At 57.2% G+C, this 19,010-nt stretch carries 15 protein-coding genes and 1 tRNA gene; 14 read left to right on the top strand and 2 right to left on the bottom strand.

What is annotated here, in order from left to right:
• Nucleotides 1-48: 48 nt before the first annotated feature.
• From mnmC to LSG25_RS08015, 5 genes are all read left to right on the top strand, one after another.
• Nucleotides 49-1,923 carry an FAD-dependent 5-carboxymethylaminomethyl-2-thiouridine(34) oxidoreductase MnmC gene (gene mnmC, locus LSG25_RS08035; RefSeq protein WP_232744153.1) on the top strand — a complete coding sequence of 625 codons (1,875 nt, stop codon included), beginning with the start codon at nucleotides 49-51 and terminating at the stop codon, nucleotides 1,921-1,923.
• 118 nt (nucleotides 1,924-2,041) lie between these two features.
• A complete protein-coding gene (locus LSG25_RS08030) occupies nucleotides 2,042-4,255 on the top strand; it encodes a TIM-barrel domain-containing protein (RefSeq protein WP_232744152.1) in 2,214 nt (737 codons plus the stop codon).
• Nucleotides 4,256-4,425: 170 nt separating this feature from the next.
• Nucleotides 4,426-5,133 carry an RNA polymerase sigma factor gene (locus tag LSG25_RS08025; protein WP_232744151.1) on the top strand — a complete coding sequence of 236 codons (708 nt, stop codon included), beginning with the start codon at nucleotides 4,426-4,428 and terminating at the stop codon, nucleotides 5,131-5,133.
• A 38-nt stretch (nucleotides 5,134-5,171) separates the two neighbouring features.
• Complete coding sequence (locus LSG25_RS08020) at nucleotides 5,172-5,750, top strand: ferritin-like domain-containing protein (RefSeq protein WP_232744150.1); 579 nt, start codon at nucleotides 5,172-5,174, stop codon at nucleotides 5,748-5,750.
• A gap of 62 nt (nucleotides 5,751-5,812) precedes the next feature.
• Entirely contained in the window at nucleotides 5,813-6,169 is a 357-nt protein-coding gene (locus LSG25_RS08015) for a cytochrome c family protein (RefSeq protein WP_232744616.1), read from the top strand.
• Between the two features lie 20 nt (nucleotides 6,170-6,189).
• Here the strand turns inward: LSG25_RS08015 and LSG25_RS08010 are convergent, their stop codons facing one another.
• On the bottom strand, nucleotides 6,190-6,975 hold the full coding sequence (locus tag LSG25_RS08010; RefSeq protein ID WP_232744149.1) for a metallophosphoesterase: 786 nt from the start codon (nucleotides 6,973-6,975) through the stop codon (nucleotides 6,190-6,192).
• A 144-nt stretch (nucleotides 6,976-7,119) separates the two neighbouring features.
• Here LSG25_RS08010 and LSG25_RS08005 point away from each other — a divergent pair.
• Both LSG25_RS08005 and LSG25_RS08000 read left to right on the top strand, forming a co-directional pair.
• Nucleotides 7,120-7,195: transfer RNA gene (locus tag LSG25_RS08005), tRNA-Lys, on the top strand.
• 221 nt (nucleotides 7,196-7,416) lie between these two features.
• Complete coding sequence (locus LSG25_RS08000) at nucleotides 7,417-7,971, top strand: hypothetical protein (RefSeq protein WP_232744148.1); 555 nt, start codon at nucleotides 7,417-7,419, stop codon at nucleotides 7,969-7,971.
• Between the two features lie 877 nt (nucleotides 7,972-8,848).
• Here the strand turns inward: LSG25_RS08000 and LSG25_RS07995 are convergent.
• Complete coding sequence (locus LSG25_RS07995; protein WP_232744147.1) at nucleotides 8,849-12,535, bottom strand: EAL domain-containing protein; 3,687 nt, start codon at nucleotides 12,533-12,535, stop codon at nucleotides 8,849-8,851.
• Between LSG25_RS07995 and LSG25_RS07990 the strand changes: the two genes are divergently transcribed.
• From LSG25_RS07990 to glnQ, 7 genes are all read left to right on the top strand, one after another.
• A complete protein-coding gene (locus LSG25_RS07990) occupies nucleotides 12,522-12,800 on the top strand; it encodes a hypothetical protein (protein ID WP_232744146.1) in 279 nt (92 codons plus the stop codon). The genes LSG25_RS07995 and LSG25_RS07990 overlap by 14 nt on opposite strands.
• Nucleotides 12,801-13,068: 268 nt before the next feature.
• Complete coding sequence (locus LSG25_RS07985; protein ID WP_232744615.1) at nucleotides 13,069-14,079, top strand: methionine ABC transporter ATP-binding protein; 1,011 nt, start codon at nucleotides 13,069-13,071, stop codon at nucleotides 14,077-14,079.
• Complete coding sequence (locus LSG25_RS07980; RefSeq protein WP_232744145.1) at nucleotides 14,076-14,735, top strand: methionine ABC transporter permease; 660 nt, start codon at nucleotides 14,076-14,078, stop codon at nucleotides 14,733-14,735. The genes LSG25_RS07985 and LSG25_RS07980 overlap by 4 nt, the downstream gene beginning before the upstream one ends.
• Nucleotides 14,736-14,755: 20 nt before the next feature.
• Nucleotides 14,756-15,541 carry a MetQ/NlpA family ABC transporter substrate-binding protein gene (locus LSG25_RS07975; protein ID WP_232744144.1) on the top strand — a complete coding sequence of 262 codons (786 nt, stop codon included), beginning with the start codon at nucleotides 14,756-14,758 and terminating at the stop codon, nucleotides 15,539-15,541.
• Nucleotides 15,542-15,778: 237 nt separating this feature from the next.
• Nucleotides 15,779-16,543 carry a glutamine ABC transporter substrate-binding protein GlnH gene (gene glnH / locus LSG25_RS07970; RefSeq protein WP_232744143.1) on the top strand — a complete coding sequence of 255 codons (765 nt, stop codon included), beginning with the start codon at nucleotides 15,779-15,781 and terminating at the stop codon, nucleotides 16,541-16,543.
• A gap of 106 nt (nucleotides 16,544-16,649) precedes the next feature.
• Nucleotides 16,650-17,489, top strand: coding sequence for an ABC transporter permease subunit (locus LSG25_RS07965; protein ID WP_370635972.1), 840 nt, complete (start codon nucleotides 16,650-16,652; stop codon nucleotides 17,487-17,489).
• A complete protein-coding gene (gene glnQ, locus LSG25_RS07960; RefSeq protein ID WP_305072067.1) occupies nucleotides 17,486-18,214 on the top strand; it encodes a glutamine ABC transporter ATP-binding protein GlnQ in 729 nt (242 codons plus the stop codon). Before LSG25_RS07965 ends, glnQ begins: the two co-directional genes overlap by 4 nt.
• Nucleotides 18,215-19,010 lie beyond the last annotated feature (796 nt).

Here is a 19,010-nt window from a genome sequence, read left to right as displayed (position 1 = left end):
GTTTGCAACTGGCTTTCAGCAATACTGGATTTGAGCGTAGTTTGGTTTATGGCAATTTCTTTTGAGCCGCTGGTTCCGGCAAGCGTAGCCTTCGATGCGGCGGGCACTCCCGTGAGCGAGCAATATGGCGATGTTTACCATGCGGAACTGGGTGCTCTGGCGCAAGCCGAACATGTATTTTTAAAGGGCAATCAATTGCCCTTCCGCTGGCGCGGCCGGGACACATTCACCGTGTGTGAAACGGGTTTTGGCCTGGGGCAGAATTTTCTGGCGTTGTGGCAGGCCTGGCGCGCCGATCCGGAGCGTTCGTCACGCCTGCACATGGTGTCGTTCGAAGCCCATCCTTTTTCGAAAGAAGATCTGGCGCGGGTGTTGTTGCCGCGGGTTCCGGCCCGGTTTGCCGGACTGGCCGAGCAACTGGTCGCCGTGTGGCCCGCCGCGTTGCCTGGATTGCATAGGCTGGAGTTCGAGTCGGGGGCCTTGACCCTTACCCTGGCGTTCGGTTTCGTGGAAAAACTTGCCCGGCAACTTGATGCGCGGGTCGACGCTTATTTTCTGGACGGTTTTGCTCCACAAAAGAACCCTGAGATGTGGTCGCCCAGGTTGTTTGGCCAACTGGTCCGCATGGCCAATGCGGGGGCTACGGCGGCAAGCTGGTGTTGCGCAGGGAGCGTGCGCCGTGCATTGACCGAGGCTGGCTTTCTGGTCTCCAAGGCGCCGGGCTTTGGCCGCAAGCGGGAGGTAACGGTCGCGACCCTGCGGCCAAGCATGCGCCGCGATAGCGCCTCTGCTGTTCGGGGTCATTCTGTCCTCGTGGTGGGCGGCGGACTGGCGGGCGCCGGCATTGCCCACAGTCTGGCGCTTCGAGGCCATGCCGTCACCGTGCTGGATCCGGTCTTCGGACAGGGCGTGGGCGCAAGTCACAAGGGGCACAGGTCGGCTGCGCTGACACCTTTGATTTCCCGGGACGACGATATTCGTGCGCGCTTGTCCCGTGCCGGTACTTTGAGAGCCTTGCATCGCTGGCAGACTCTTGCCGAGCCGGCGCGTCCGCTGCGCTGTGGAACCCTGGAGCTGGCCACGGACCCGCAGGATGCGCTTGAGCGCCAAGCGACCTTGGCGCATTTGTCGTTTCCGGATAGCTGGGTGTCGTGGCTGGAGCCGGAGGAAGCTTCGCGCCGCGCGGGGCTTTCCCTTGCCCGGGGCGGGGTGTTTTTTACCGATGGCCAGTTGGTGCGGCCCGAGCCGCTCATTGAAGCGCTGCTTGGCCGGCCTGGCATTCGTTGCCAGGCCGTTCAGGTTGGCAGCCTGGAACAATCTGGGCCCGGGCAGTGGCTGGTGAGGGACGCGGCAGGCCGGGAACTTGCCCGGGCATCCACGCTGGTGCTTGCCAACGCGGTTCAGGCCAAAACCCTGCTGGCGGCTACACCGTATACTGCAGCCTTGCCCAAGTTTTTCGCCATGCAGGCGTTGAGCGGGCAAGTCAGTCATTTTTCCGCGCCGGACACAGCGCGACTCAACCCCCAACTCATACTCGGAGGAGTCGGTTATTGCCTACCGGCTGTAGACCAGATCTGTGTTGGGGGCAGTACCTACGACGCGGATGCCCTTGTCAGCTCTGTCACCGATCGGGGGCATGACGAGGTGATCGACAAATTAAATATGTTGCTGAATGTATCTGTTTCTGAATTGCGATCAGCGCTACATAATTCAGGCGGCTGGGCCGGATGGCGAGCGGTGGCGGCAGGGCGCTTGCCGCTGATAGGAGAACTTGCGCAGGCGCCCGGGCTATGGCTGGCGTGCGGCTACGGCTCACGCGGCTTGACGTGGTCGGCCCTGGCAGGAGATATTATTGCGGCGCGTCTCAATCATGAGCCGGCGCCGGTAGAGCGTGATTTATTGAGGGCAATTGCGCCTCGTTGAAGCGGTTTTGACGGCTTTTGAAACAGGCCTGAATGTATGCGATTTTATTTTATAGAGTAAATCCGTCAAAATAGTCACTTTTGAATGCTTTTTGGGCTTAGAGCCCGAGGATTGCGCTGTGCCGCCCAAGTCTAACCTTGCTCACGTGACGCAACTTGCTTCTTTGAAATTTCTGACGGCGAAATCCACGCGCGCAGATTTTTCGTTCGACGAGCTGCAGCTTCAAATCGAAGCCCATGCGCCTGGCGTATATCGTTTGCGCTGCGCCGAGGCCAAAGCCTTGCTCGATGACAAACCTGGCGCTCGCGCCCGGGCGCATGCCGATATGCTGTTGGCGCGGCACGAGCCGGTCGGCGAATTGGCCGTCAGCTCCATTACCCTGGCCGATCGCCGTGGGTGGCGCCTGGAGCAAGGCGACGTCGTTCTCGAAATATCGTCCGATCCCTTGCAGTTTTTGCTGTATCGGGGTGATCGCTGCGTGTTGCGCAGTGAAATCTCGGCTACGCTCGGACGCGAGGCCCTCGAGGGCTCCAACCGGTGGCGTTTGGGCCTGGAGCTCGATGGCGACGATGCCTTGTACGGTTTGGGCGAAACAGCCGGCGATCTGGATCGCCGCGGCGAACGCCTGGTTTCCGACTCCCCGCAAGATCGAGCCCTGCCTCTAGTCTGGAGCACGGCCGGCTGGGGGCTTTATGTCAATACATTTGGGCGCGTCGAGCACGATCTGGGGGCTGCGGATTCCGATTTATATACGGTGCATTTGCAAGACCGGATTTTCGATGTGTTTGTCTTTGCGGGCGACCCCGCTGAAATCCTCAATCAGTACTCGGCGCTTACCGGGCGTGCCGGGCAACCCGGCCTGTGGCCCATGGGCGTCTGGCTGGACCAGGCTCCGGGCCAGGCCGTCGAGGCCACATTGAAAATAGTGGAAGACTTCCGTGCCGGCGAGCTTGCACTCGATGCCGTCCGTCTGGCGGCCCCGGGTATTTACGGTTTTCAGGCAGATAAGCCGGCATTCGAATGGGATGCGCACAGGGTGCAGGATTCGCGCAGTATGCTGGCGCGGTTTCAGGCATTGAATGTGCAAGTGGCGGCTCCTTGCTTTCCAGGCGTTCTTGCCGATACTCCCCTGTTCGGAGAGTGGGAGGATCGCGGCTGGCTGCTCATTGACGACTCCAGTGGCGCTGCGCACCGTTTTGCGGGCAATACGGTAACCGCCGGCCAGCGTTTTGGGCTGCTCGATCTGACCAATAAAGATGTATACAAACTATGGGCCGAGCGCCAGCGTCAACTGGTGGACGAGGGCCTGGGGGCTCCGGACTGCGTTGCCCAGTTCGATATTCCCGATGGCATCACTGCCCGTGGGGGCGAGTCGGGGGCGGTTTTGCGCACGATGTACCCACTGTTGGCGCGCCGAGCCCTGTTTGACGCTGTCGCAGGCCACAAGACCCCTCAGGAAGGGATCATATGCAGTACAGATCTGTTCCCTGCCGCCCAGCGCTTTCCCTGGCAGATCGGACCTCGGGCCGGCAATAGCTGGGCGGGCCTGGAGCATACCTTGCGCACGGCTTTGTCACTGGGGGCCAGCGGTGTTCCTGTGCAAGTGCATGGCTTAGGGTCGGCGGCGCATTCCACCGCGACCATGAGTCCCGAACTGTACATACGCTGGCTGGCCATGAATGTCTTTTCCGCCAACTTCAGCTTTCAGGGCGTACACGGCTTGTTGCCGGAGGCCTTCGACGCGGCAACGCGCGAGCTGGTCCAGCATTGGCTGCAGTGGCGTTATCGCCTGATTCCGTACGTGCTGGGTATTATCGAAGATTCGGTACGTACGGGCCTGCCTGTGCAACGCCCCATGGCGCTGGCTTTCCCGTCCGATCCCGTGGCTCATGCATGGGACACGCAATATCTGCTGGGACCGGCCTTGCTGGTGGCGCCGGCGGTGCAGGCCGGCAAGGAATCCAGAGTGTATTTGCCCGAAGGCGAGGCCTGGTGGGATTTGAACACGGGTTGGCGCTACGAGGGCGGCACTACCTGGACGGTCGAAGCCGGGCTGAATACCCTGCCGGTGTTCGGGCGTGAAGGGCATATGCTGTGCCTGGGGCCAACCGCCCAGCATACCGGCGAATTCAACTCAGCCCGGATTCTGGATGAGGTCTGGATGTTCGGGATGCCCGAACACAGCCCTGTTGTCATGCGCAACAAGATACGTGTCATGCAGATGCAAGGTTCCAGCTACATCAAGGGGCTGGAAGGTCTGCGCATACTTCCATCGGAAGGCCTGGAGGTCAAGCGCCGGGGGGCCGAAGTGCGTATTTCCAGGGCGCGGTAGATCTTTTTCCCCTGGTCTATAGGGCCGGGAATTCAGACTTTTCGAGTCTGAATTCCCGGCCCTTGTCATTCATGCCGCCGGCCTGCATGATAAGTAATCGCCGGCAGCGGGAACGCCAGCCGCGATAGCCTAATCTAATGTCGTAATCACCCCTTTTGCCTGGATCCAGCATGCCATTGTCAATCGTAAAACCTCACAGCAGTCAGGATTTGTCCGATACCGAGATTGCGCTACGGATCTCGCAAGGAGATCGGGAAGCCCTGAAAGCCTTGATGCGGCGCTATAACCAGAGGCTGTTTCGAGTCGCCCGCAGCGTGCTGCGCAATGACGCCGATGCCGAGGAAGCGGTTCTTGAGGCGTTTTTCCTTGCTTATCGCGCCATGGGCCGATTTCGTGGAGACTCGGCCTTGTCGACCTGGTTGACTCGCATCGTGGTCAATGAGTCGAACAAGCGCCTGCATAAAAACAAGCGCCTGCATGCCGTGCTTGAGTACGACGACGATCTCGAGCATCTGGGCGATCAGGTGCTGGCGGACACCGATGAATCTATTTACAGCCAACCGGAGCAGGCCATGGTGCATGTCCAAACCAGGCATCTGATTGAGGCCAAAATCGATCTGCTGCCCGATGTCTTTCGTACAGTCTTTGTCTTGAGAGCCGTTGAGGAAATGACGGTCGACGAGGTGGCGCAGTGCCTGGAGATTCCTCCGGCAACCGTGCGTACACGCTATTTCAGGGCACGGGGCTTATTGCGCAAGCTGCTGTCCCAGGAAATCGGGCACGGGCTGGAAGATGCGTTCGCCTTCGCGGGCGACCGCTGCGACCGCATCGTGGCCGGCGTTCTGGCTCGTGTCGATGCTTTACGTACAAATTCATGATGCCTGATTGTTCAGGCTCTATACCTGGGAGAACCACCATGTCGTTTCTTGATTTTATTGATACCTCCACCTCGCAAAGCTCACGCAGGGCTTTTCTGGGCAAATCCGGCATGCTTTTGTCGGGTACGGCGGTTGCGCTGCTTGCCGGCCGGGAGGCCCTGGCCAAAGGAACGAAGGGTTCAGCCGCTTCGGACGCGCGAATTCTGAACACGGCGCTGGGTGCCGAACTGGAGGCCATTGCTGCGTACCAATTGGGTGCGGAAAGCGGCTTGTTGCAAAAGCCCGTGCTCGATTTGGCTGTCACCTTTCAAGGGCATCACAAGCAGCACGCGGAACTGCTTTCCAAGACCATTGTGACCCTGGGCGGCAAGCCGGTGGTGGCCAAGTCCAAATACACATTCCCGACCGACAAGCTGAAAACGCAAACCGATGTGCTGCGTTTTGCGTCCTTGCTGGAAAAAGGAGCTGTCAGCGCCTATCTGGGGGCCGTACCTATTTTCGACAATCGCGATCTGGCCAAGGCAGCCGCCAGCATCCTGGGCGACGAGTCCATGCATTGGGCGATTTTGCGCAATGCCTTGGGCGAACCCCCCGTTCCTTCGGCTTTCATGTCATGAGACGCCGGGCCCAGTGGATCAGGCTTCTGGCCTGTACGTTCCTGATAAGCACGGGGGGGGTATTGCACGAAGCATGGTCCGAGCCTTTGCTGACCGGCAACGCAGGCCGAGGCGAGGCAATTTATACCCGCTGTCTTGCGTGCCATGCACTGGCCTATGATCGAACCGGCCCACGGCATTGTGGTCTTTTCGGTAGAAAGGCGGGCAGCGTCAAAGGTTTTGTTTATTCCGATGCGATGAAAAATTCAAAAATCGTATGGACCGAAGAAACCTTGAATGTCTTTCTGAAAAATCCGATGGCGGACATTCCGGGAACCGCCATGGGTTACGCAGGCATTCCCGACCCGCAGGAGCGGGCCGATCTGATTGCGTACCTGAAGCGGGAAAACGAATCGGCCACCTGTGCCAACGTCAAGTAGCCGCCAGCTTTAAGCAGCCGCTAGCGTTCGACCTCGACGATCAGTCGTGGGTCGAACGCGGCGTTTTCGTTGATTCCGTCCTTGCAGTAGCCTCGCGGGTTGCAAATCACCCTTGTGCCGTTGACCAGATAGTCGAAGCTGTCGTGGGTGTGCCCGTGTACCCATAAAATGGCGCGGTCCTTGCTCATGAGATGTTCCAGCCTGGATACATAGCAGACATTGAGCGGCGAGCCATCGAATCGTGGGTGTATGCTGCCCGTCGATGGGGCGTGGTGGGTAATGACGACTGTGGGGCCCTTGTACGGCTCGGCCAATTTGCGATCCAGCCAGGCACTGTGGTTTTTGCAGAGCATTTCCGAGTCGGATGGAGTAAACCTTTGTTCGCGGGATGTGTCCGACTGGATGCGGCTGAAGTCGCGAATCATGAGCTGTGCCTGGCGACAGGCCTCTTCGCGTTGCGGGCCACGCCCATACAACAGGAAGTCGGTCCACAACGTGGCCCCCAAAAATCGTACTCCCTGCAGGATCAGCTCGTCTTGGTCGAGCACGTGGATGTGAGTCCCTTGGCTGCGCTGCTTCAGTTCTTGCAGCGTGTCGGGCAGGTTGCCGCCATAAAACTCGTGGTTGCCTGCTATGTAGATCACGGGCTTGTCAAAGCCGCGCGCCCATTCTATCGCTTCGCGCGGGCGGGTGATGTCGCCGGCCAGCACAATCACATCGGCGGATGTTTCGGGCAGGGGCAGGCCGCCCTGGCTCAAATGCAGGTCGGAAAGTATGTTCAGCCGAAGCGGCGCTAGTTTGGCCATGCTCAATCCTTGTGACAACGATGCTGGAATCGGATGCGTTCTTTGTTATTTTAGAGGCGGACGCAAAGGCTTGATGCCGAGGGGGCCAATATACTGGTCAATTTGACAGTAAAAAAATTATTCTTCATAATCTCGTTCTTTGTTGGGTCGTTAGCTCAGTTGGTAGAGCACCGGACTTTTAATCCGATGGTCGCGCGTTCGAGTCGCGCACGACCCACCAGAAACCCTATATGCATTAAGCACTTATCCGACGGCAGGCCGAATCACGTTCGACCTGCCGTTTGTTGTTATGGGGTTGCGATTATTTATTTGTGGAAATGGCGAGCGCGCTGCGGTTCACCCCGGGGGCGCTCCGGGGGGTTAATATCGCCTGCAAGGCTTGCTTCATGGTTGCGAAGGAGCTGACTTGCGATTCCTTGTCCATAAATGGAAATAATCACTATGTCATATTTTAAAATACCCGCTTTGGCTAAGTTTGCGGTGCTGACAGTGGTGTTTGCGCTGCAAGGTGCGGCAATGGCGGCACCCTCAGATGCGCCTGCCAGTGCCACGCAAAGTGTTGCGCCCGCCAGCGCCAGTCAGACCGTGCCTCGTGCGACAAAGCGTCATCATGAGAAAAAGGGCATGGCCTTGGTGGTGCCAGGCTTTGGCACTGTCAAGCACAAGGTGGTGAACTCGCTGAAACTGAACGATAGCCAGATGAAACTGCTTGCCGATGCGCAGGCGGCACAAGACGCGTTTCAAAAATCTTTGCATGACTTGAAACGAACAGCGCGCCAAGAACAAAAAGCACAATTGGATACGGGCAAGATCGATCCTCATGCCGCCCAGAAGGCGGCTGATGACATGTGGAAAAAAGATATGGGCGCGAGTCGTGACCAGCTCACTCAGAAATGGCTGGCCGTCTGGGATGCGCTTGATGGCGCGCAGCAACAGAAGGTCACTGCCTATCTGAAGGAAAAGGCCGACAAGCACACTGGGCATCGGAAAGACTAGAGTATTTTCGGTTCAGGTGTTTACGGCGCTGGACGTGTTTCTGTGACTTTGTTTTTGAGCCGTTTTTTGGCTTGGGTAGTGACTTTGGACTGAGCGTTGCTGTGTAGGCGGCGGTTAATTCTATAAAGACGCCGCAGGGTGGGCGGTGCTGTGCAGTCCGGCACGTCCAGCGGTCGTGTCGCTACGCGCCCCGACTGCCCGGGTCTGCCTCGTCCAGGCGGGCGTCGGGCGAACTCGCCCGGCCTCGCGAGGCCGGGCTCAGACAGCGCCCGCCGAAAGCCCCCGCCTTCCCTTCGTCAGCACCCGGCGCTGGACTACCGCCGGACTACACAGCACCGCCCACCCTGCGGCTTGCGTTGAGGCAATGCATCGAGGTATACGTTGAAGCGTTGGGCGCTTAGTAAATCCAGGGTTTGGCACATCGTGGTGTAGTGGCCACGTGATAGAGGCATGGGTGCAGGCACGTAAATTCCAGGCATCCCGTGATGCAATTCCAGGCATGCCGTAACGTGAGCCGTCTATCGGGGCTTGGGGTCAGGGCCGGCGTAAGGCGTGCGCCGGATGCTACCGTAGGGAAGGCGGGGGCTTTCGGCGGGCCATGTTTGAGCGCAGCCGCGCCAGCGGCGTAGCGAGTTTGGCCCGACGCCCGCCTGGACGAGGTAGATCCGGATCAAGCACGCCGTGCCGGCCCTGACCCCAAGCCCCGATAGACGGCGTCTTTATATACCAATACCCCATCCATCGAAGAATCCCATAAACAACTCAACCCAAAAATGCTCTAGAAGCGCAAGCTATAAGAAAACAACGGCACCTACAAAGGATGCCGTTTCACTTCTCCTTGCGTCGGGCCGCGCACGGCCCACAGGATACCTATGTGTCATGCCACGGCTTCCTGCTGCCGCTGTTCCAGCCACGGCCCTATCTGGTCGGCCTGCATCGGCCTGGCAATGTGATAGCCCTGTACATAGTCGCAACCCAAATCGGTCAATTGCTTCAAGGCCCATTCGGTTTCTATTCCTTCAGCCGTGACGGACACCCCCAGGCTGTGTGCCAGGCCCACGATCGATCGCACGATTGTGTGCGCTTCAGCGTGTTTGCTCATGTCCATCACAAATGAACGATCGATTTTCAGATTGTCGACGGGAAGCTTCTGCAGATAGGCCAGCGACGAATAGCCGGTTCCAAAATCGTCTATGGCAATTCCCACGCCAATATTGTGAAGCCTGGTCAGGACATCCAGCGATCGGATCGTGTCGGCCATGATGGAGCTTTCGGTAATCTCCAGTTCAAGACAGTCGGCTTTCAGATCGTGGCGTTTGAGAATTTCCTGGATTTTCCCCGGAAGGCTGATGTCCAACAGATTTCGCGTCGAAATATTTACTGCAATGGTTATCGGATGCCCCTTTTTCCGTTCCTGGCTGCATTGCATGACGGCATTCTCGATGACCCACAGCGTCAGGGGGTGAATTAGGTCGCTGAGCTCGATCATCGGCATGAATTCGGCAGGATACAAAATTCCACGCTCGACATTCTTCCAGCGGATGAGCGCCTCGAAACCAATCCTCTCCGCGCTGTTCAGCGAGAGCATGGGCTGGTAATACAGCACGAATTCTTCCTTGTCCAAGGCGTGTCGCAATTGGTTCATCAGCAACAGGCGATTCGGCGTTTGCTGGTCTTTGGACGGGTCGCTATAAGCGTAGCCCATGCCTTCCCGTTTAGCCTGGTACATGGCCTGGTCGGCATTGCGCATGAGGCTGTTCAGGTCTCTGCCGTTGTCGGGGTAGATAGCGACCCCGACACTGCCACTGATCTGGATCTCCATGCCATTCAGGACGAAGGGCGTTCTGATCTGCGTCAAGAGACTATTGACAAAGGTATCCAGTGAGGAGCGCTCGACCCATTGTTCAAGAAGAATGGCGAATTCGTCTCCGCCGATCCGGGCAATTGTGGCGCCGCTATTGAAAATTTGCTTCAGACGCTCGCTGACTTGCCTGAGCAGGACGTCGCCGGCGTGGTGGCCCAGGGAGTCGTTGATTTCTTTGAAGCCGTCCAGATCCAGCAGCAGAATGGCGAAGGGTGTTTTGGGCTGGCTGGTTCTGCGCAGCACCTGATTGATCCGGGATGCAAAGTGGGCGTGATTGAACAGACCCGTGAGCGAGTCGTGCGTGGCCTGGTATGTCAGGGCGTTGTTGTGGCGGCGGCGTTCGGTGATATCCAGGAAAGTGACGATCGATCCGACGACCTTGTCGCCGCGTCGCATGGGGTACGACCAGTACTCGACCGGCAGGGCGGTTCCGTCTTTGCGCCATAGCACTTCGTTTTCTATGTGGACATGGCGTTTGGTGGTCAATACGCGGTGTATCGGGCAGTCTTCCTGTGGGTAAGGACGGCCGTCTTCGTGTTTGCTGTGAATCAGGGAATGCAAGCGGTGGCCGATCAATTCGGAAGTGGTGTATCCGAGCAGTTTGGCGCAAGCCTGGTTGGCGAACGTGCAGCGCCCTTCCTGATCGATGCCGTAGATGGCTTCGGCTGTCGATTCCATCAGGAGCATGAACAACTCGTCGCGTTCGCGGATGTTCTGGGTGAGCGTCTTGCGTTCGGTAATGTCCTGTATAAGGGTCAGCCGCGCGTCGCGTTCGCCGAAGCTGAGAGGGAAGAACGACACCTCGACAGAAATGAGGCTGCCGTCTTTTCTGCGATGCAGGCGGACCGCCTGGTTCAGGGAGTGGGCGCTCTGGGACTCGAGCTTCGAGATGTCGGCCGATGCCGGATCGTCGGCCTGCAGGTCATTGTCGGACATGGCAAGGAATTCGTGCCTGTCGAAGCCGTAGTGTTGTATGGCCTGGTCATTGACCGCCAGTATCCGGCCGCTTGCGGCGTCGCATACCCACATGGGATCGGGGTTGCTTTCGAAGAGAAGCCGGTACTCTGCTTCGGATTGTTCCAGCGCGGTTGCGATACGGCTGCGTTCAATGGCGACGGCCGCCAGTTCGGCGCCCATCTGGCCCATTTGCAGTTCTTCCAGCTTGGGAGAGCGCGGGCTTTGATAATACAGGGCAAATGAGCCCAGGATGCGCCCGCCGGACGAGATAATGGGATGCGACCAGCATGCGCGCAGGCCGTGGCCCAGAGCCAGTTCCCGATAATCTTCCCAGAGCGGGTCGCTGCTGATGTCTTCGGTAATGACGACCCGTTTTTCGCTGATGGCGGCACCGCAAGATCCGGTTTTGGCCCCGACGACGGCGCTGATCAGCGAGTCGCAGAAAGATGCCGGGAGCTTGGGTGCGATGCATGAGCTCACCCGCGTTCCATCGACCGAGAGCAGCAGGATCGACGAGATGGTGCCGTCGATCTGGCCTTCGGCGAAGTGGGTCAGGGAGATTAGCGTGTCGTCAAGGCGTCCGTCTTGTGCAATTCTGCGCAAGATGTCGTTCTGGCCTTGCTGCCTTTGGAATGAGACTTGCCATTGTCGCTCGCTGGCGCCCAGTTCTTCCGCCATTTTGTCGAACTGGTTGGCGATTTCGGTGAATTCCTGGCCGAAGACCTGGTTTCCGATCCGGGTATCGAATTGACGTTTCCTGAGGCGTTTCGCTGCTTCTGTCAGTTTTCGAATATTGCGGCCCAGAATGGCGTGGGTTCCGGCCCAGCCGGCGAAGAGCGCCATCAGCATCAGAAGGGCGGTGACGGCGGTTCCTATCCAGAAGCTGCGCTGGATTTCGGACAACAGGCCGGACGCAGGGTTTCTATAGATAACGGCCAGGGCGCCGGGATCGTCCGGGGTTCCCGCTTTGGCATAGCTGACAAACCAATCCTTGTTGTCGCTGCCGCGTATCAGTTTGGCACCCTTGTTCTGGGGCGTTATGAGGTTCAGGATGTCTTTGTTTTTCAGGGCCTCGCCGGGTGTTCCCAGGTCTGTCGACGATGTGGTCAGGATGGTGCCGTGCCTGTCGAGGATAGTGAGATCGTCGCTGCGGCTTGGCAATGTGTGGTCTTGGATCTGCGACACGACCGCCATGTTCAGGGCGGCGAAGAGCACGGCGCGCGGCGCTCCCTCGTTGTTGCGCAATGCGGTTGCCACCGTGATGGTATGGGTGGCCGATATTCGGCCCATCAGGGAGTTGCTGACGACAAAGCCTGTACTACTCAGTGCGCGTTTGAAGTACGGGCGATCTCCAAGGTAGGGCATCTTCTCGACATTGGCCGAGACTCCGCTGCAAAGAACTTCGCCATTGGTGCCTATGACGCCAAAGTTCGTGTATCGGTTGCCGTGCTGGCGGAGCAGGTCCGAGAAATATTGATAACAAAGTTTCCAGTCGCTGTTTTGAATCAAAGGAGTTGAAGCGATTGCATTCAAGGTTTCCATGGAGCTCTTGAGCAGCCAGTTTTCGTTGCGGGCGGCCAGATCTACATAGCGCTGGGCGTTTTGCTGGCTGATGTCCTGCAGGCGGCTTCGTTGTTGGAGGACGTAATACGTCAGGCCGATAAAGGTGGGAATGGCGGCAACGCATATGACCAGAAACATTTGTGCATAGATACTTCGAAAATATCGTATGTTGAGCGTCATGTTTTATCCTCCCCGGCATTTCGCGCGCACTTCAGGCCTGTTCGCTGCATTATCGGATTTTGTCTGCATTACATGGGGCGTCCTTGCTGGTTGCTCAATGGGTGCCGAACAAAATCGTTTTTTCAGGGTGCGCGGTGGCGCCAACAAGCGCGGCCCGGAAAAGTTCAGGGCGTGGCGGTTTTTTATTGGGCTTTTGGCGAATTGGCATTTCTACAAAACCTTGTTTTTTTATGGATCGGCTCTGTATAGGGATAATTTTTCATGATAATACCCTTCTTTTTGTCCGATGGTTCACCCCTTGCATTAAATACGCGATAGCCGTTTTCTCGTCGGAAAAGAATGATCCTCCGATCCTGTGCTCGCATCTCCAGGTTTTTCCTGTCTCGACGAACTTTTCGTTTCAGCTCAGCGTCAACCGCATTTATATTTCCAAAAGTAATTAGTTTCTAATAAAAAAATAAATACGGTTATGTTAAATTATCGTTCCACTTCTTCGCGCTTTATGCGTAGTTTTTTTGGTTGAAACCCGCACCTTGATACGCCTGGAAAATATACACAAAACTTATGTTTCGGCCGGTCGCGTTTCGCACGCACTGGCCGGTATCGATTTGCAAATAAGGCAGGGAGAGGTATTTGGCATCATTGGGCGTTCGGGCGCCGGTAAAAGCACCTTGATACGCATGCTCAATTTACTGGAGCGTCCTTCTCAGGGCAATGTCTGGGTGCGCGGACAGGACATCACGACTTTTTCCGACTCGAAGCTGCGGGAATTCCGGCTGGGTGTGGGTATGGTGTTCCAGCATTTCAATCTGCTGCGTTCGCGCAGCGTGCTTGATAATGTCTGCTTTCCCCTGCGGCTGGCAGGCTTGCCGCGGTCGGAGCAGTTGGAGCGCGCGCACGAAGTCCTGGCTCTGGTCGGCTTGGCCGAGCATGCCAATAAGTATCCGCGCCAATTATCCGGGGGGCAGCAGCAGCGTGTAGGGATTGCGCGCGCGATTGCCAACAAGCCTGGGCTTTTGTTGTGCGACGAGGCGACTTCGGCATTGGACCCGGAAACCACTCAATCCATCTTGCGCCTGTTGCTGGACATCAACAAGAGCCTTGGCCTGACCATAGTCCTGATTACGCACGGCATGGATGTGATCCGCACGGTATGTGATCGTGTGGCGGTCATCGACGCCGGCTTGATTGTCGAGATGGGCGAAGTGCTGGATGTGTTCCTGCATCCCAGGCATCCTGTCACACAATCGCTCTTGTCTGAAAGCGGCGTTGATGCGGAGGGCTGGCGCGGCATGGCCAATGGCATTCAGGGGCATTTGATACGCCTGAGCTTTCGTGGCAATTCAACGGTGCAGCCGATTTTGAGCCGTATCAGCCGCGATTTGAACGTGAACCTGAGCATTCTTCAGGGGGCGGTCGGCCGCATCAAAGAAACGCCCTACGGACAGTTGGTGCTGGCTGTGGACGGAGAAGAGTCCTCATTGGCGCGGATCGCGGAATTTTTCGTGGCCGAAGGCCTTGAATGCGAGGTGTTGCGGCCATGATGTTTGCCAATATCGATTGGGCGCTGATTGCCGAAGCCACGGTTGACACCTTGCTCATGACGGGATTTTCCCTGCTGTTTACCGTACTGATAGGTTTGCCGCTGGGCATTGTTCTATTCCTGACCGGCGAGCGCCAGATGCTGGCGAACGGCCCTTTGTACCAGGTCTTGTCTTTTATCGTGAATGTCCTGCGGTCGGTGCCGTTCCTGATTTTGCTGATCGTGATGATTCCCCTGACGCGCGTCCTGGCCGGGACATCGCTCGGCGTGCAAGGGTCGATTCCGCCACTGGTGCTGAGCGCTGCGCCATTCTTTGCGCGCCTGGTCGAGAATGTGCTGCGCGAGCTGGATCCCGGCGTGACCGAGGCCTGTCGCGCAATGGGAGCAAATTCGCGTCAAACCGTGTTGATGGCCCTGATTCCAGAGGCGACGACCGGCATTGTCGCGTCGATTGTCGTCACGGCGATTGCGCTTGTCGGGTATTCGGCCATGTCGGGAGTGATTGGGGGCGGAGGGCTGGGCGATTTGGCCTTGCGCTTTGGCTATCAACGTTATCAAACCGATGTCATGATCGTGACGGTCGTGATTCTTGTTGTGTTGGTGCAGATTTTTCAGATGCTGGGCGATCGCCTGGTCTTGCGATTAAACCGGAAGTAATGTGTTCTATGGAGTTTTCGATGTTTTTGAAAAAATTCAGTACGGCAGTGGCCATTTCCGCCACCTTGTTTGCAGGTGCCGCGCAGGCTGAAAAGCTCAGTGTGGCCGCCACTCCGGTGCCCCACGCCGAGCTGCTCGAGTTCGTAAAGCCGGTTCTGGCCAAGGAAGGCGTGCAGTTGGACATCAAGGTATTTACCGATTACGTCCAGCCCAATCAGCAGGTGGCCGACGGCCATATCGACGCGAATTTCTTCCAGCACAAACCTTATCTGGACACATTCAATAAAGAGCACAACACCCATCTGGTTTCCGTAGGACTGGTGCATGTGGAGCCTTTTGGCGCGTATTCCCAGAAGATCAAGAAAATCGGCGACCTTAAAGACGGAGCCCTGGTGGCCGTGCCCAACGACCCTTCAAATGGTGCGCGTGCCTTGTTGCTGCTGCAAAAACAGGGTCTGATCAAGCTGAAAGATCCTAAGAACATCCTGGCTACCTCGCGCGATATCGTCGAAAATCCCAAGAAATTGAAATTCAAGGAACTCGAGGCGGCTACTTTGCCACGCGTGTTGCCCGATGTCGATCTGGCCTTGATCAATACCAACTACGCGCTTGAAGCCGGCCTCAATCCCATCAAGGATGCGCTGTTTATCGAAGGTTCCGATTCGCCTTACGCCAATATCGTGGTAACTACGCCGGCCAAGAAGGATTCGGCAGCCATCAAGAAGCTGATGGCTGCCTTGAATAGTCCAGCCACCCGAAACTTCATTCTTGAAAAATATAAAGGGGCGATTGTTCCGGCATTTTAGGGATAGGCCTCTTAGTAGAAACCCCAGGTTTTCTACCGCAATCGGGATTTAAAGAGTTCAGGCTTGCCTGAACTTTTGTTTTCCGGCCGAGTTGGCGTTATGCTAGCTCGCTCGGGGAATAGCGTGTCTGGGTTACCGATCCTGGGCACGGCCGATCATCACGAGTGGTCTGGAAATTGGTGCCTTCGGGCGCATCTTCATTTAACGGTGCAGCCCCCAAAATCAAGGAGTTTTTGAATGTTTAAAAACAAAGTTAAAGCGGCGTTGGCCGGCCTGGCGTTGGTAATGGTTTTGCCCGCAACCAGTGCGGTGGCGCAAAGCAAAGAACTCGTCGTGGCGACCGACACGGCGTTTGTGCCGTTCGAGTTCAAGCAGGGTGAAAAATACACAGGCTTCGATATCGAACTGTGGGCGGCCATCGCCAAACAGGCAGGCCTCAAATATCGTCTGCAGCCTATGGATTTCAACGGGATCATTCCTGGCTTGCAAACCCATAATATCGATGCGGCACTGGCCGGCATTACGATACGCGACGATCGTAAAAAAGTGATCGATTTTTCAGATCCTTATTATGAGAGCGGCCTGGCGATTCTGGTGGCCAGCAATAACGACACCATCAAAACCGCCAAAGACCTGGACGGCAAGACAGTGGCCGTCAAAATTGGCACGGCCACGGTCGACTATCTGAAAAAGAATGTGCCCGGGGCCAAGCTCAAATTATTCCCGAATATCGATAATGCTTTCCTGGAACTGGCTACGGGCCGTGTCGATGCTGTGGTGCACGACACTCCCAACGTTCAGTACTATGCGAAAACAGGCGGCCACGGCAAGGTCAAGGTCGTCGGTGCGCTCAAGAGCGGCGACTACTACGGCATAGGCTTTCCCAAAGGCAGTGACTTGGTGCCCGTGGTCAACAAGGCGCTCAAGGCTGTCGAGGCCAGCGGCGAGTACGATACTCTTTACGAAAAATGGTTTGGCAAAAAACCCTCTAAAACACAATAAATCGTTCTTTAGTCTGCGACGGCGATCAAGTGTCACCACCGGATCGCCGTTTTTCATTTGACGGCCGTTTCATGCATGCAGCGGCCAAATTTACGAGGCAAACAACGTGACTTTTGACTGGTCTGCGATTTGGGATGCATTGCCCAGCCTGTGGGACGGCACAAAAATGACGATTCAAATCACGGTGCTGGGTTTGGTCGGCGGCACCCTGATCGGCTTTTTAACCGGCGTAACCACGACATATATCAAGGTGCTGGTTACGTGGAAGAACACCGCGATCGCCATCGCCAGCCTGGTCGTTATTTATATTCTGGCAAAACTGGCCTCATGGATTGCAAGCAGTTATTTGCCTGGTGTGCCCGACTGGGGCTGGTGGCTGGTCAAGGCCATTATTCTTGTTGCCCTGATAGTGCGGTTTTTTTCGTATGTGCCGGTGGCCCTGTCGTTCCTGGCGCAGGTGTACGTGCTGGTCATTCGCGGCACGCCGATCGTTGTGCAGGTCATGTTCATTTATTTTGCGCTGCCGTTGATTTTCGGTTGGCGCATCGATGGCGTTTCGGCAGCGGTCTTTACCCTGATGATCAATTCGGGCGCCTATATTTCCGAAATTGTCCGCGGCGGCCTTCTGGCGGTGCCCAAAGGGTTGAAAGAGGCCGGGCAGGCCATGGGCTTGCCGTTCTACAAGATCCTGCTTCATATCATCGGCCCTGTGGCCCTGCGCCGCATGATTCCCGCCATGGGCAACCAGTGCATCATCAGCCTTAAAGACTCGTCGCTATTTATTGTGATCGGCGTGGCCGAGCTTACCCGGCAAGGCCAGGAAATTATCGCCAGCAATTTTCGCTCCGTCGAGATTTGGGGCGCGGTGGCGGTCATCTACCTGATTCTTACGGGGATCATTGCGCTGACTCTTAAATTTGTCGAACACAGGACTCGCATCGTATGAGCATGGTCGAATTCAAAAATGTAATCAAGCGCTTTGGTTCGAGCACGGTGCTCAACGGTATAGATTTATGTATCGAGCAGGGCGAGGTCGTTGTGGTGGTCGGGCCTTCCGGGTCGGGAAAATCGACGTTCCTGCGCTGTATAAATGTGCTCGAAACCATTGAAGGCGGCGACATTGTCGTCAATGGCCTGAGCGTGCGTGGCAGCGGGGCGCAAATTCGCGAGCTGCGCCGCGAGGCCGGCATGGTGTTCCAGCAGTTCAATTTGTTTCCGCAACTGACTGCGCTCGAGAATGTGATGTTCGGCCCAGTTCATACGCGTGGCACGGGCCGCAAGCAGGCGCGGGCCGAAGCTATCGCCTTGCTGGACAAGGTGGGGCTGGCCGAGCGGGTCAATCATTATCCCGGCGAGCTTTCGGGAGGGCAGCAGCAGCGCGTGGCCATTGCCCGTGCCCTGGCCATCCGGCCGCATCTTATGTTGTTTGATGAGCCCACTTCGGCGCTCGACCCGGAGTTGCGTCACGAGGTATTGAAGGTTATGCAGGTGCTGGCTGAAGAGGGCATGACCATGATCGTGGTGACGCACGAAATGGAATTCGCCCGCAAGGTGGGCAGTCGCCTGATTTTCATCGATCAAGGCAAGGTTGCCGAAGATGGTCCTCCGGGCGAGTTGTTAAGCAATCCTCCCAGCCAGCGGCTGAAGGACTTCCTGCAGCATGTAGGCTAGAGCATTTTCGGCTCGGGTGTTTACAGGGCTGAACGTGTTTTAGTGGCTTTCGTTTTGAGCCGTTTTTAGGCATGGATCTGCACCTCCCGCCGGTCGCCGCAGGCGTATTGGCTTGAGCGATGACTTTGGGCTGTGCGTTGCGGTGTTGGTGACGGTTAATTCTATAAAGACGCCGCAGGGTGGGCGGTGCTGTGCAGTCCGGCACGTCCAGCGGTCGGCTAGCTGCGCTATCCGACTGCCCGGGTCTGCCTCGTCCAGGCGGGCGTCGGGCGAACTCGCCCGGCCTCGCGAGGCCGGGCTCAGACAGCGCCCGCCGAAGGCCCCCGCCTTCCCTTCGTCAGCACCCGGCGCTGGACTACCGCCGGACTGCACAGCACCGCCCACCCTGCGGCTTACGTTGAGGGAATGCATAGAGGTATATGCTGGGGCCGGCAAGTTCATTCCAGGCATGCCATTACGCGAGCCGTCTATCGGGGCTAGGGTCAGGACCGGCGTAAGGCGTGCGCCGGATGCTACCGTAGGGAAGGCGGGGGCTTTCGGCGGGCCCTGTTTGAGCGGCGCTCGCGACGCGAGTTGGCCCGACGCCCGCCTGGACGAGGTAGATCCGGATCAAGCACGCCGTGCCGGGCCTGACCCTAGCCCCGATAGACGGCGCCTTTAAATACCAAAACCATAAATACCAAAGCTACCCACCCATCGAATCCCGTAAACAACTCGAACCAAAAAACGCGCCGGCCTTTCGCTGCGAAAAGGGCCGGCCCCGGTCGATCGGATGGGCACCAGGCTCGCCCCTACG

This window comes from Paralcaligenes sp. KSB-10 (assembly GCF_021266465.1).
In the GTDB taxonomy this organism is placed as follows: Bacteria; Pseudomonadota; Gammaproteobacteria; order Burkholderiales; family Burkholderiaceae_B.
This window is presented reverse-complemented; position numbering and strand designations above follow the sequence as displayed.

What these genes read in the sequence shown, in the direction of transcription:
- LSG25_RS07975 (WP_232744144.1), top strand. Translation starts at nt 14,756, where the DNA reads ATGTTTTTGAAAAAATTCAGTACGGCAGTGGCCATTTCCGCCACCTTG.
- LSG25_RS08000 (WP_232744148.1), top strand. Translation starts at nt 7,417, where the DNA reads ATGTCATATTTTAAAATACCCGCTTTGGCTAAGTTTGCGGTGCTGACA.
- LSG25_RS08025 (WP_232744151.1), top strand. Translation starts at nt 4,426, where the DNA reads ATGCCATTGTCAATCGTAAAACCTCACAGCAGTCAGGATTTGTCCGAT.
- LSG25_RS07990 (WP_232744146.1), top strand. Translation starts at nt 12,522, where the DNA reads ATGTTGAGCGTCATGTTTTATCCTCCCCGGCATTTCGCGCGCACTTCA.
- glnQ (WP_305072067.1), top strand. Translation starts at nt 17,486, where the DNA reads ATGAGCATGGTCGAATTCAAAAATGTAATCAAGCGCTTTGGTTCGAGC.
- LSG25_RS08010 (WP_232744149.1), bottom strand. Translation starts at nt 6,975, where the DNA reads ATGGCCAAACTAGCGCCGCTTCGGCTGAACATACTTTCCGACCTGCAT.
- mnmC (WP_232744153.1), top strand. Translation starts at nt 49, where the DNA reads ATGGCAATTTCTTTTGAGCCGCTGGTTCCGGCAAGCGTAGCCTTCGAT.
- LSG25_RS07995 (WP_232744147.1), bottom strand. Translation starts at nt 12,535, where the DNA reads ATGACGCTCAACATACGATATTTTCGAAGTATCTATGCACAAATGTTT.
- LSG25_RS08020 (WP_232744150.1), top strand. Translation starts at nt 5,172, where the DNA reads ATGTCGTTTCTTGATTTTATTGATACCTCCACCTCGCAAAGCTCACGC.
- glnH (WP_232744143.1), top strand. Translation starts at nt 15,779, where the DNA reads ATGTTTAAAAACAAAGTTAAAGCGGCGTTGGCCGGCCTGGCGTTGGTA.
- LSG25_RS07980 (WP_232744145.1), top strand. Translation starts at nt 14,076, where the DNA reads ATGATGTTTGCCAATATCGATTGGGCGCTGATTGCCGAAGCCACGGTT.